This window comes from Blastomonas sp. AAP25, from assembly GCF_001295965.1.
Taxonomy (GTDB): Bacteria; Pseudomonadota; Alphaproteobacteria; order Sphingomonadales; family Sphingomonadaceae; genus Blastomonas; species Blastomonas fulva.
This window is the reverse complement of sequence record NZ_LJHP01000002.1, coordinates 221,614-234,812: the sequence shown is the minus strand read 5'-3', so window position 1 is coordinate 234,812 and position 13,199 is coordinate 221,614. Positions and strand designations below refer to the sequence as shown.

At 64.7% G+C, this 13,199-nt stretch carries 12 protein-coding genes; 1 reads left to right on the top strand and 11 read right to left on the bottom strand.

Features of this window, described 5'->3' with window-relative positions; translation table 11 throughout:
- Positions 1-39: 39 nt before the first annotated feature.
- From ilvN to miaA, 3 genes are all read right to left on the bottom strand, one after another.
- Positions 40-555 carry an acetolactate synthase small subunit gene (gene ilvN, locus IP68_RS02975; protein ID WP_054133472.1) on the bottom strand — a complete coding sequence of 172 codons (516 nt, stop codon included), beginning with the start codon at positions 553-555 and terminating at the stop codon, positions 40-42.
- 115 nt (positions 556-670) lie between these two features.
- Positions 671-2,419 carry a biosynthetic-type acetolactate synthase large subunit gene (gene ilvB / locus IP68_RS02970; RefSeq protein ID WP_054133471.1) on the bottom strand — a complete coding sequence of 583 codons (1,749 nt, stop codon included), beginning with the start codon at positions 2,417-2,419 and terminating at the stop codon, positions 671-673.
- Positions 2,420-2,649: 230 nt separating this feature from the next.
- Positions 2,650-3,609 (bottom strand): tRNA (adenosine(37)-N6)-dimethylallyltransferase MiaA, encoded by a 960-nt coding sequence (miaA, locus tag IP68_RS02965; RefSeq protein ID WP_054133470.1) that lies wholly within the window; start codon positions 3,607-3,609, stop codon positions 2,650-2,652.
- Here miaA and serB point away from each other — a divergent pair.
- Entirely contained in the window at positions 3,602-4,480 is an 879-nt protein-coding gene (gene serB, locus IP68_RS02960; RefSeq protein ID WP_054133469.1) for a phosphoserine phosphatase SerB, read from the top strand. The genes miaA and serB overlap by 8 nt on opposite strands.
- A gap of 67 nt (positions 4,481-4,547) precedes the next feature.
- On the opposite strand, the gene IP68_RS02955 is transcribed toward serB, so the two are convergent.
- The 8 genes from IP68_RS02955 to IP68_RS02920 all read right to left on the bottom strand — a co-directional run bounded on the left by IP68_RS02955 (position 4,548) and on the right by IP68_RS02920 (position 13,164).
- The gene (locus IP68_RS02955) at positions 4,548-5,444 is read right to left on the bottom strand and encodes an SDR family oxidoreductase (RefSeq protein ID WP_054133678.1); all 897 of its coding nucleotides are present in this window, start codon (positions 5,442-5,444) and stop codon (positions 4,548-4,550) included.
- 163 nt (positions 5,445-5,607) lie between these two features.
- On the bottom strand, positions 5,608-6,303 hold the full coding sequence (gene phoB / locus IP68_RS02950; protein ID WP_054133468.1) for a phosphate regulon transcriptional regulator PhoB: 696 nt from the start codon (positions 6,301-6,303) through the stop codon (positions 5,608-5,610).
- A gap of 48 nt (positions 6,304-6,351) precedes the next feature.
- Positions 6,352-7,062 (bottom strand): phosphate signaling complex protein PhoU, encoded by a 711-nt coding sequence (gene phoU, locus IP68_RS02945; protein ID WP_197275703.1) that lies wholly within the window; start codon positions 7,060-7,062, stop codon positions 6,352-6,354.
- A gap of 87 nt (positions 7,063-7,149) precedes the next feature.
- Entirely contained in the window at positions 7,150-7,923 is a 774-nt protein-coding gene (gene pstB / locus IP68_RS02940; protein WP_054133467.1) for a phosphate ABC transporter ATP-binding protein PstB, read from the bottom strand.
- A gap of 8 nt (positions 7,924-7,931) precedes the next feature.
- A complete protein-coding gene (gene pstA / locus IP68_RS02935; protein WP_054133466.1) occupies positions 7,932-9,227 on the bottom strand; it encodes a phosphate ABC transporter permease PstA in 1,296 nt (431 codons plus the stop codon).
- The gene (gene pstC, locus IP68_RS02930) at positions 9,220-10,596 is read right to left on the bottom strand and encodes a phosphate ABC transporter permease subunit PstC (protein ID WP_054133465.1); all 1,377 of its coding nucleotides are present in this window, start codon (positions 10,594-10,596) and stop codon (positions 9,220-9,222) included. The genes pstA and pstC overlap by 8 nt, the downstream gene beginning before the upstream one ends.
- An 8-nt stretch (positions 10,597-10,604) precedes the next feature.
- Positions 10,605-11,654, bottom strand: a complete 1,050-nt coding sequence (locus IP68_RS02925; protein WP_054133464.1) for a substrate-binding domain-containing protein — start codon at positions 11,652-11,654, stop codon at positions 10,605-10,607.
- 211 nt (positions 11,655-11,865) lie between these two features.
- Positions 11,866-13,164: an ATP-binding protein gene (locus tag IP68_RS02920; protein WP_054133463.1), complete on the bottom strand. Its 1,299-nt coding sequence runs from the start codon at positions 13,162-13,164 to the stop codon at positions 11,866-11,868.
- Positions 13,165-13,199 lie beyond the last annotated feature (35 nt).

Sequence of the window (13,199 nt, the reverse complement as noted above, 5' to 3'; positions counted from 1 at the left end):
CCCGCCTGCGCGGGGGTGACGATGTGGTTGCGAACTGAATTATCCCGCCGTGGCCCCCCGGGTCATGGCGACGACCCCGGTGCGGGCGACCTCGACCAGCCCGACCTCGCGCATCAGCGCGATGAACTGGTTGATCTTTTCCGACGATCCGGAAATCTCGAAGACGAAGCTGGTGGTGCTGGTGTCGACCGGGCGGGCGCGGAAGATGTCCGCCAGCCGCAGCGCTTCGATCCGGTGCTCGCCCGCGCCCGCGACCTTGACCAATGCCAGCTCGCGCTCGACATGGGGCCCGAGCTCGGTGAGGTCGGCGACGCGGTGCACCGCCACCAGCCGGTCGAGTTGCGCGATGATCTGGTCGATCACCGCAGGCGGGCTGACGGTGACGATGGTGATCCGGCTGACCGCATGGTCCTCGCTGATATCGGCCACCGTCAGGCTTTCGATATTGTATCCGCGCGCGGTGAACATGCCGGCGATCTTCGCCAGAATGCCCGCCTCGTTGTCGACGGTCACGGTCAGAACGTGCCGTTCGGATGCCTGTTGCTGGATGTGCATGGGGCGATCTTTCAGAAGGGGTGAAAGCCGATGCTGCCCGCAGCAGTATGCCGCGCTAGCAGGATGGGCAAATCGGCTTTCGCCGATGGGACGTCACGGGGCGCACGAAACCGCATCAGACGAGCGCCTTGGCTTCGTCTTCCATGGTCCCGGCAACCTCGTCGCCATACAGGATCATGTCGGTGTGCGCTGCGCCCGAAGGGATCATCGGCAGGCAGTTGGCAAGCTTGGCGACGCGGCAATCGACCAGCACGGGCCCTGGATGATCGATCATCGCCTGGATGCCCGCATCCAGCTCTGCCTGCTCGGAAATGCGGATGCCCTTCCAGCCATAAGCCTCGGCCAGCGCGACGAAATCGGGAAGCGCATCGGAATAGCTTTCCGAATAGCGGCTCTCATAGGTCAGCTGCTGCCACTGGCGCACCATGCCCATATATTCGTTGTTGAGGATGAAGATCTTGACCGGCAGACGGTATTGCGTCGCGGTGCCCAGCTCCTGAATGTTCATCTGGATCGAGGCTTCGCCTGCGATGTCGATGCACAAGGCTTGCGGATTGCCCAACTGCGCGCCGATCGCGGCGGGAAGGCCATAGCCCATGGTGCCCAGGCCCCCCGAGGTCAGCCACTTGTTGGGCTTTTCGAAGCGGAAATACTGCGCCGCCCACATCTGGTGCTGGCCGACCTCGGTCGAGATGATCGGGCTCTGGTCCTTGGTCAGCGCATACAGCCGCTCGATCGCGAGCTGCGGCATGATCTCGCTGTCGCTGGGCGGATAGGCCAGGCATTCGCGGGTGCGCCAGCCCTTGATCCGCGCCTGCCATTCGGAAAGGTCGCGCTTGTCATGGCCGATGGCGTGCAGCTGGTCGATGATCTGCTGCAGCACCGTGGTGCAGTCGCCGATGATGCCCAGATCGACCCGCACTGTCTTGTTGATCGACGAGCGGTCGATATCGATGTGGATCTTCTTGGAGTCCGGCGAGAACGCATCGAGCCGCCCGGTAACCCGGTCGTCGAAGCGTGCACCCACGCAGATGACGAGATCGGCGCGGTTCATCACCATGTTGGCTTCATAGGTGCCGTGCATCCCCAGCATGCCCAGCCAGTCGGGATGCTCGGACGGGAAGGCGCCCAGGCCCATCAGCGTCGAGGTGACCGGCGCGCCGGTCATCGCCTGCAGTTCGCGCAGCAGCGTGCTCGCCTCTGGTCCCGCGTTGATGACGCCGCCACCCGAATAGATCACAGGGCTGGTCGCTGCGCTGATCATCTGCGCGGCCCTGGCGATATCGTCGGGCGTGCCCGCGGTGACCGGGGCGTAGCGCTGGTTGGGGCGCGCGGGAGTGTCCGCGTCATGCGGCGCGCTGGCGACCTGCACGTCCTTGGGAATGTCGATCAGCACCGGGCCGGGGCGGCCCTTGGTGGCGATGTGGAACGCCTCGCGGACGGTAGATGCGAGCTTCGCCGGGTCCTTCACCAGATAATTGTGCTTGGTGCAGTGGCGGGTGATGCCGATGGTGTCGGCTTCCTGAAAAGCATCGGTGCCGATCAGGTTGGTCGCGACCTGGCCGGTGATGACCACCATCGGGATCGAATCCATCAGCGCATCGGTGATCCCGGTGACCGCATTGGTCGCGCCCGGGCCCGAGGTGACCAGCACGACTCCGGGCTTGCCGGTGGCGCGGGCATAGCCTTCTGCGGCGTGCGCAGCGGCTTGTTCGTGCCGCACCAGAATGTGGCGCAGCGACGGATGGCCAAAGATCGCGTCGTAAATCGGCAGCACCGCGCCGCCGGGATAGCCGAAGATTACTTCGACGCCCTGCTCGACCAGCGTTTCAACCAGTATTTGCGCGCCGCTCAATTCGGCCATGACAACCAGCCCATCCTCAAAAAAACCCAGGCCCGCTTAGACAAAGCGGGCCGATGTTGCAAAACCATTAGCTGCCAGCTGTCCGACAGCGGCCGGAACCGGCGAAAATCAACCCGGCGCAGGCAGCCCGCGCCGGGTTGAAAAATTGATGTGACGTGTCGGAGACGCTCGCAGCAACGTCGTGACCCGTTCGCTCTAAGAGACACAAAATGCCGTGTCAACAGCCAATGTTAAAATAAAATATCAAAATACACGTCAAAACTATCCGAAAGTGGTTCTTCGAGCACTTTCCAGTCCGCCGGCGGCTGATTGCGGAACCAGGTGTATTGGCGCTTGGCATATTGCCGGGTGGCCAGTTGCCCCTGCGCCAAGCACTGCGCACGGTCGATCTCGCCGCGCAGCAGCCGCGCGACCTCGGGCACCCCGATCGCGCGCATCACCGGCAGATCGGGCGACAGATGCCGTGTCAGCAGGGTTTCGACCTCTGCCAGCGCGCCTGCGTCCAGCATCGCGGCGAATCGGCGGTCGCACCGCTCGAGCAGCCAGTCGCGCGGGGGCCGCAGCACCAGCGGGTGCAGCGTGATCCGCTCGGCAATCCCGCCCTCCTTGCGCGCCTGCCAGTGCGCGATCGGCTGGCCGGTCGATCGGATGATCTCGAGCGCGCGCGCGACGCGGGTGGTATCGGCGGCGTTCAGCCGGGCCGCGCTTGCCGCATCTTCCAGCTTCAGCGCGGCGTAGGTCTGGTCGACGGGCATTGCGCGCACCGCATCGCGGATCGCCGGATCGATCGGCGGGATGGGCGCGATGCCGTGGAGCAATGTCTGGATGTAGAGCCCTGTGCCGCCCACCAGGATGGGCAACGCGCCCGCCTGATGCGCAGCGGCGATCTCGGCGCGGGCATCATCGGCCCAGCGTGCTGCGGAGCACGCCCCGGCACCGTCGATATAGCCGAACAGCCGGTGGTCGATCCCGCCCATCTCCCCGGCCGAGGGGCGCGCGCTCAGCACGGCGAGATCGGCATAGACCTGCGCGCTGTCGGCGTTGACGATCACCGCACGCTGCCCACGCTTTTCAAGCCAATGCGCATAGCGCACCGCCAATCCGCTCTTGCCGCTGGCGGTCGGTCCGGCAATAAGCGCCACCGCCGGGCGGGTGTTTCCGGTCTCATCGGGGGAAGAATTTGTGCCCATAGCCGTGCTGATAGCAGCAGAGCCCCTGCCAGCGGGAGAGCTAAACGCCGCCGCCGACCGATTGCACCAGGCCGGGCTGGTGGTCGGGCAGAGCCATTGGGTCGAACCGGGGCTGGTGGGCGAGGTGCACTTCACTGGTGACCGTGCCGCAGCCAATGCCGCGCTCGGGCCGATGCGCACTGCATGCGACGTGCTGGTGTTGGAGGAGGCCGCGCGCGACCCGCGCCTGCTGGTCTCCGACATGGACAGCACGATGATCGCCAATGAGTGCATCGACGAGCTGGCCGATTATGCCGGGGTCAAGCCGCAGGTCGCCGCGATCACCGAGCGCGCGATGCAGGGCGAGCTCGATTTCGAGGCGGCACTGCGCGAGCGCGTGGCGCTGCTTGACGGGCTGAGCGAGCATGTCATCGCCGATTGCCTGCGCCACCGCATCCATCCCATGCCCGGCGCGCGCACATTGGTGCGTACGCTTCGCCAGCGCGGCGCGGATTGCGTGCTGGTTTCGGGCGGGTTCCATTCCTTTGCCGATGTCATCGGCGCGGAGCTCGGATTTCACGCGGTGTTCGCCAACCGGCTGGTGATTGAGCACGGCCATATGACCGGCGCACTCGAAGGCAGCATCGTCGATGCCGCGCGCAAGGCCGCGATCCTGATCGAGCAGGCTGCAGGACAGGGGCTCGAGGTGCGCCAAGTGCTGGCATTGGGCGATGGTGCCAACGACATCCCGATGCTCAAGGCGGCAGGGACGGGCATCGCCTATCACGCCAAGCCCGCAGCGATCGCGGCGGCGGACGGGCATATCGCGCATGGCGACTGGACCGTGCTGCTCCACGCGCTGGGGATCGCCCGCGCGGACTGGAGCGATTGAGCGCAAGCAAAAGGGGGCGCAGCTTGCGCCGCACCCCCTCGATGTAATCCAGCAATGAAGCCGAAGATCAGCCCTGCAGCAGGCGCATGATCGTCATGGCCTGTTCGCTGCCCGACTGCGGCACGGTCTCGCCGGTGCGGTCGGTGATCTTGTCGAAGATGCGCGCCACGCCCTCTGCGGTGCGCTCGCCCTCGGGCAAAGCCGCGCCCTGGGTCATCGTGACATAGGCCGCGTGGAATGCGCCTGCGCCTGCGCCTATGATCATGTTAGTCGGCGCATCTTCGGACACCAGATAGACCGCGGCAGGGACAACGTTCTCGGGCTTGAACGCAGCAAACGCTTCGGGCGGGAAGATGTCTTCGGTCATGCGGGTGCCTGCGACGGGCGCCAGCGTGTTGACCTTGATGTTGTTCTTAGCGCCTTCGAGATACAGCGTCTTGGTAAGCCCTGCGAGGCCGAGCTTGGCCGCGCCGTAATTGGCCTGACCGAAGTTGCCGTACAGGCCGGTCGACGAGGCGGTCATCAGGATGCGGCCATAGTTCTGCTCGCGCATCGTTTCCCACACCGCCTTGGTGCAGTTGGCCGAACCCAGCAGGTGGACCTTGACCACCAGATCGAAATCGGCGGGCTCCATCTTGGCAAAGCTCTTGTCGCGCAGGATGCCGGCGTTGTTGATCAGCACGTGCACGCCGCCCCAGGCTTCCTTGGCCTTGGCGACCATTTCGACCATCTGTTCGTATTCGGTGACGTTACCGCCATTGGCCATGGCTTCGCCGCCGGCAGCCTTGATTTCTTCAACCACCTTCGCGGCTGCATCCGAGGTGCCGGTGCCGTCGCGGGCACCACCCAGATCGTTGACGACAACCTTGGCGCCGCGGGCGGCAAGATCGAGCGCATAGGCGCGGCCCAGGCCGCCGCCTGCGCCGGTGACAATGGCAACGCGGTCCTTGAAACTGATGGTCATGGCATACATCCTTTCGGGCAGGGTTTTACACTGGGCGCGGCAAATCCGCGCGGAATGGCGCGGGTTTTAGCCATGTTGCGCCGCTTGGCAAGCGCCAAGCTGGCTCCAGGCAGACAGGGGCACCGATTGACGTTCGCGTAAAGCGCCGCTGACGTTACGGCGTTCAGGCCAGTTCGCTGTCCAGTGCATAGCCCGCCGAGCGCACCGTGCGGATGATATCGGGCTGGCCGTGCGCGTTCAGCGCCTTGCGCAGACGCCGGATGTGCACGTCGACGGTGCGAATCTCGATATCGCTGTCATGTCCCCAGACGCTGTCGAGCAGCCGCTCGCGCGAGAACACCCAGCCGGGATGCTCGAGGAAGTGGCGCAGCAGGCGGAACTCGGTGGGGCCGAGCGGGATCGTCTGCCCGGCGCGCTTCACCTTGTAGCCTACGGTGTCCATCTCGATGTCGGCAAAGCTCAACGCCTCGCCTGCCAGAGCCGGGCGCACCCGGCGCAGCACCGCGTTGACGCGGGCGATCAGCTCGCGCGGAGAGAAGGGCTTGGTGACATAATCGTCGGCGCCGATGTCCAGCCCGCGCACCCGGTCTTCCTCTTCTCCACGCGCCGACATCATGATGATCGGGATGTTCGAGGTATCGTTGTCGCGGCGCAGGCGGCGGCAGACCTCGATGCCCGACAGGTTCTCGATCATCCAGTCGAGCAGCACGATATCGGGCCGCTCCTCGCGCGCGATCAGCATCGCCTCTTCGCCATCGGCGGTCTGGCTGACGCGAAAGCCCTGTTTGTCGAAGTGCCAGGAGACAAGCTCTGCCAGTGCCATGTCGTCTTCAACCAGCAGCAGATGGGGTGTTGTCATCGTCTTCGTGCTTTCTTGTGCCAAAAGTCCCGATCAGGGTTATCCTGATCAGTCGGTGTCTGGCGCCAGCGCGTCATCGCCGCGCTCGCGTTCGTTCATCGACTGGCCGGTGACCGCGAAATAGACCATTTCCGAAACGTTGGTGGCGTGGTCGCCGATCCGCTCGAGATTCTTGGCGATGAACAAAAGGTGCGTGCCAGCGCCGACATGCTCGGGGTTCTCGATCATGTGCGCGATCAGCGCGCGGAAGATGCTGTTGTAGAAATCGTCCACCGTCTTGTCCTGTGCGCACACGGCGACGGCAAGGTCCGCATCGCGGCGGGCAAAGGCGGTGAAGGCATCGTCGACCAGCTGCCGGGTGGCATCGGCCATCGCGGGCAGCAGCCGTGCCGCCTCGATCTGCTGGCTGGCATCGATCAGAGCGACGCGCTTGGCGATGTTCTTGGCGTAATCGCCGATACGCTCCACCACGCCCGAAATCTTGAGCGCTGCGACCAGTTCGCGAAGATCGTCGGCCATCGGCGCGCGCAGCGCGATGGTCTGGATCACCATGCGGTCGATCTGCTCTTCCAGCGCGTCGATGCGCTTGTCGCCCTCGACCACCTGGCGCGCGAGATCGAGATCGCCATTGGCCAGCGCCGTCATCGCGCCCTCGACCGCCTTTTCGGCGCGTCCGCCGATCTCCGCGATCAGCCCGCGCAGGGTGATCAGGTCGCCATCAAAGGCCTTCAGGGTGTGTTCGTTCAGGCTGTGGTTCATCAAATCTTCCAAATCATGTCGGTGACGGCCCCGTCCGGTGCAGGATAACCCGGAATGCTAGGCGCTGTCGCTGAACTATGTGCGCAATCAGCCATATCGGCCGGTAATATAGTCACGGGTCCGTTCTTCGCGCGGGTTGGTGAAGATATCGGAGGTATCGCCATATTCCACCATGGTTCCCAGATGGAAGAAAGCGGTCTTCTGCGAAACGCGCGCGGCCTGCTGCATGTTGTGCGTCACGATGACGATGGCATAGCGGCCGCGCAGTTCGTGGATCAGTTCCTCGATCTTGGCGGTGGCGATCGGGTCGAGCGCCGAGCAGGGCTCGTCCATCAGGATGACCTCAGGATCGACCGCGATCGCGCGCGCGATGCACAACCGCTGCTGCTGGCCGCCCGAAAGCGCGGTACCGCTTTCGCTCAGCCGGTCCTTGACCTCGTTCCACAGACCTGCGCGCACCAGCGAGTTTTCGACGATCTGGTCGAGTTCGGCCTTGTTGGGGGCAAGCCCGTGGATGCGCGGGCCATAAGCGACATTGTCGTAAATCGATTTGGGAAAGGGGTTGGGCTTCTGGAACACCATGCCGACGCGCGCGCGCAGCTGCACCACGTCCATCTTGCTCGAATAGATGTCCTCGCCGTCCAGCGTGATGTCGCCTTCCACCCGCGCGCTGGGGATGGTGTCGTTCATGCGGTTGAGCGTGCGCAGGAAGGTCGACTTGCCGCAGCCCGACGGGCCGATGAACGCGACGACATTGTCCATGTCGATGTCGATCGACACGCCCTTGATCGCCTGCTTGTCGCCGTAAAACACCTTTACGTCGCGTGCGGACATCTTGGGAGCAGCAGCGGATTCGGTCATGGATTTCGTTACCATCGCGTTTCAAACCGGTTGCGCAGATAAACCGCGACCGCGTTCATGGTGAGAAGGAAGACAAGCAGGACGATGATCGCGGCGGATGTCTTTTCGACAAAGCCGCGGTTGACCTCGTCCGACCACAGGAAGATCTGCACCGGCAGCACCGTGGCCGGGTCGGTCAGGCCATCGGGGGGTGTCGTGGTGAAGGCGCGCATGCCGATCATCAGCAGCGGCGCGGTTTCGCCCAGCGCGCGCGCCATGCCGATGATGGTGCCGGTCATGATTCCCGGAATCGCCAGCGGAAGCACATGGTGGAACACGACCTGGATCGGGCTTGCGCCGACACCCATCGCCGCCTCGCGGATCGATGGCGGCACCGCCTTGATCGCGTTGCGCGCAGCGATCACGATCACCGGCATGGTCATCAGCGCCAGCGTCAGACCGCCGACGATCGCGGCAGAGCGCGGCATCGCGAAGAACTGCAGAAAAACCGCAAGCCCGAGCAGGCCAAAGATGATCGAGGGAACCGCGGCCAGGTTGTTGATCGACACCTCGATCAGGTCGGTCAGCCGGTTCTTGGTCGCATATTCCTCCAGATACACCGCCGCGAGCACGCCGACGGGGAAGGCGAGCAACAGCGTGACCACCATGGTGATCAGCGAACCCTTGAGCGAACCCCAGATGCCGACCTGCGCCGGATCGGTGCCGTCCGAGCCGGTGAGGAAGTTCCAGTTGAACGTCTGGCGCACCTCGCCCGCCTTGCGCAGCTGGGCATAATCGGCCTCGGCTTCTGCGGTCGAGGTGTCCTTGGCGGCGCGGTCGATGTCGCTCGACGTCGGCAGCCAGAAGCTGGTCTTGCCCATCACCAGATTGGGGTTTTCGGTCAGCTGGTCGCGCAGTGCGGTCCAGGCGGTGGTCGCGAAGAAGCGGCTGCCGTCCTTGCCATATTGCGTCTGCACAGCGTTGTCATAGATCCGCCGGACGTCGATCGAGGCCATTGTGGCAGACAGGCGCGGGCCGGTGAGCTGCTCGGGCGAGATGCTGCCGGTGGCGGCGGGCAGGTCGACGGTCAGGGTCGCTTCGGTGGCGATGAACCCCTTGGCGCCATTGCCGACCATCACGAACAGCAGGAAGGCGAGGAACAGCGACGACAGGACGACCGCAGCCAGCCCCATGAACTTGAAGCGGCGCTCGGCGGCGTAGCGCGAGGCGATGCGCTTCTGCATGGCATCGCCCATCCAGTCGGTCTTGCGCGCGGTCGCAGCCGTCGCAGGCAGGTGTGCGGACATGGTTGCGGCCTCAGTCATACGCTTCCCGATATCTTTTGACGATCTGCAGCGCGACGATGTTGAGCAGCAGGGTGACGATGAACAGCGTGAGCCCCAGCGCGAAAGCGGCGAGCGTCATCGGGCTGTTGAAATCGGTATCGCCGGTGAGCAGCTGGACGATCTGGGTGGTCACGGTGGTGACGCTGGCGAACGGATTGGCAGTGAGGTTGGCGGCAAGCCCTGCGGCCATCACCACGATCATCGTCTCGCCGATCGCGCGGCTGACCGCGAGCAGCACGCCGCCGACCACGCCGGGGAGCGCCGCGGGGATCAGCACCTGCTTGATCGTCTCGCTCTTGGTCGCGCCCATGGCGAGCGAGCCATCGCGCATGCTGCCGGGGACGGCGGCAATGCTGTCATCGGCCATCGAGGACACGAACGGGATGATCATCACCCCCATGACAAGGCCAGCCGCCAGCGCCGATTCCGACGAGGCATCGGTGATCCCGATCATCACCGCAAAGCTGCGCAGCGCAGGCGCGACAGTGAGGGCGGCGAAATAGCCATAGACCACCGTCGGCACGCCCGCGAGAATCTCGAGGATCGGCTTCATCCACTTGCGCACCGTGGGGCTTGCATATTGGGTGAGGTACACCGCGCTCATCAGCCCCAGCGGGATCGCCACCGCCATCGCGATGATCGCGCCGATGAACACCGTGCCCCAGAACAAAGGCACTGCGCCAAAGCCGGTCGCCTTGCCGTCGACCACCTTGTCCGACGGGTTCCAGTCGAGCCCGAACAGGAATTCGAACGGCGAGACGAGGTTGAAGAAGCGCACCGTCTCGACGATCAGCGAGGCGACGATGCCGAGGGTCGCCAGGATCGCGATCAGCGAGGCGAGCAGCAGTGCCAGCATCACCGTGCGTTCCACCTTGGTGCGCGCACGAAAATCGGGGCGGATGCGGGTGAAGGCAAACGCGCCGCCGGCAAAGCACAGCAGGAATGCGGCAAGCGCGCCGATCAGCGCATATTGGCGGTCTGCTGCGGCATAGAGCGGGGCGAGCTGAACGGCCGCGTCGTTGAACACCTTGAGATCGGCGTTGCGCGACAGCGCGCGGGCTTCCGACAGGATAGCGGCGCGCGAAAACGGATCGGTGGGGAGCTGGGCGGCGAGCGGGCTGTCCAGCACGGCAAAGCTGCCCAGCGCCGGTGCGACCGAGCTCCACACCAGCAGGAACAGGATCGCGGGCACCACCGCCCACATCGCGGCGTACCAGCCGTGATAGCTGGGCAGCGAGTGGACGCTGGCCGCGCCCGACTGGATGAACCGGCCCGCACGGGCACGGGCGAACACCCAGGTGATCAGGCCAAGGCCCGCAATCAGGAACAAGGTTGCTGTGCTGGTCATGCTGGCGCCTATTTCAGCTCTGCGCCGTCAAGCGTGGTCAGCGTCTTGATCCGTCCCAGCATTTCTCCGCGCACCTTTTCGGGCGCCGCGATCAGGCCGATGCGCGTCAGATAGCCCTCATGTTCCCCGCCGCGCATGAACTCGGCAAGATATTCGCGCAGCCCCGGGATGACATCGACATGCTTCTTCTTGACATAGATGTAGAGCGTGCGGGCACCGGGATAGGTGCCGTTCTCGATCGTGGCATAGGTCGGCTCGACCCCGTTGATCGGGACGCCACGCACGGTATCGGCATTGTCTGCCAGATAGCTGTAGCTGAAGATCCCCACCGCATCGGGGTTGGTCGACAGCTTCTGGACGATCAGGTTATCGTTCTCGCCGGTGTCGGTATAGGCCTGGTCGGTGCGGACCGAGTGGCAGATTTCCTCGAACCTGTCCTTGTCCGAATCCGACAGCGCCTTGATCGCGGGATCGGACTTGCAGCCCTTTTCCATGATGATTTCTTCGAGCGCATCGCGGGTGCCAGAGGTCGCCGGCGGGCCGAAAATGTTGATCCGGGTGTCGGGCAGCGCCGGGTTGATGTCGGGCCAGCGGATCGCCTTGTTGGCACCCTTGCCAAAGGGGTTCGCGGCAAGCGCGGTATAGAATTCCTCGACCGACAGGCTGATCCGGGGGCCGTTCTGCGCCTGCGCGAGCGCGATGCCGTCAAACCCGATCACGATCTCGATGATGCCGTCGACGCCGTTCGCGGTGCAGCGGTCGAACTCGCCCTTCTTCATGCGGCGCGAGGCATTGACGATATCAGGCGTGTTGGCGCCGACGCCCGAACAGAACAGCTCGACGCCGCCACCGGTGCCGGTGGATTCGAGAATCGGCGAGCGCCGCTCGGGGTCGAAATTGACGAACTCCTCGGCGACCTTCTTGGCGAAGGGGAAGACGGTCGACGAGCCGACGATGCGGATCTCGCTGCGGCTGCTGCCCTGATTGGTCGATGCCGGGTCCTGACACCCTGCCAGCAGCAAAGCTGGAAGGCAGGCAAAAGCGAGCTTCCTGATCAAAACCCCAACCTCTCATAAAGCCTGGACCGCATGGGCGGTCCTGGTTGTCCCGATAGCGGGACACGCATGGCCTTCCCAGAATCACGCAAACCCACGTGTCCCCGGAAAGGCGGCCCCCGACAGGGAGCCGATAGGGAGAGGCGATTGCCCAAAGATGACAATGCGATGACGGATTTATGACAACGCCCCCGGAGGCGTGTGCCAGCCCGGCTCAGGCGGGGACCGACAGGTCCGGATTCGACCCGGAGCCGTCGATCTGCGGGGTGCGCGGGTCGGCGGGCAGGGTGATCGTGATCGTGGTGCCCTTTTGCACCTCGCTGTCGATTTCCAGCCGTCCGCGATGCCGCTCGACGATGTGCTTGACGATCGAGAGGCCAAGCCCGGTCCCGCCGATGGCGCGGCTGCGGCTCGAATCGACGCGGTAGAAGCGTTCGGTCAGGCGCGGCAGATGTTCGGGCGCGATGCCCTCGCCGCAATCGCTGACCGACAGCCGCACCAGCGCGCCGTTGCGCGACGAGCGCAGCCGCATCGTCACCGGGGTGCCGGGCTGGCCGTATTTCATGCTGTTCGACACCAGATTGTGCAGCAGTTGCGACAATTGGGTGCGGTCGCCGCGCAACGGCGGCAGGTCCGGGCCGATATCGACCGCGATATCCGCGCCGCGATCGGGCTGGCTGTGGCGCAGCACGGTCTGCACCTCGCGCATCAATTCGGGCAGGTCCACCGGCGTATCGGGAACGCGGAACTTCTCCGCCTCGATCCGCGACAGCGAGATCAGATCGTCGATCAGCTTCTGCATCCGGTTGGCTTCGCGGAACATGACGTTGAGGAAACGCGCGCGCGTTTCCGGATCGGCGCCGGCCTCGTTGTCCTCCAGCGTCTCGATAAAGCCCTTGATCGATGCGAGCGGCGTGCGCAGCTCGTGGCTGGCATTGGCAACGAAATCGGTGCGCATCCGCTCGACCGCATAAACCCCGGAGCGATCCCACAGATGCAGGATCCGCTCGCCTCCCGGCATGTCGCGCACCAGCATTTCCCAGCGCTGGTCGCGGCTGCCGATGCCGACCAGCTGGATCGGGCCTTCTGCCGCCGCGCTGGTATCGACCAGCAGATCGGCAGCGGCGGGGTGGCGGATCACAAGTCGGACATCCTCGCCCACGCAATATTCGCCCAGCAGCTTGCGCGCGGCGCTGTTGGCGCGGCGCACATTGGTTCCGGTGAGCACCAGCACCGGATCGGCCAGCCCGTCGATGAAGCTGGTGAAATCGCGATGCTGGCTGATCGGCTTGATTTCTGGCTCGCGGATCGGAGCGGCAGCTTGCGGATTGTGCTTGGCCGGGCTCGACAGGTCGGCCATCGCGACGATTGCGACAAGCCCTGCGGCAAAGCAGATCATCGCCTGCTCTATGCCGTTGCTGCCGAACTGGCTGATCGCCACGCCCGCGCCCAGCAAAGCTGTCGCGAACAGAAAGCGGCCGCCATTCAATCCCGATCCCGGAGTGTCTCCCATGGGCCACCGCTATACCAGCCCGCGCGGATTCGCGC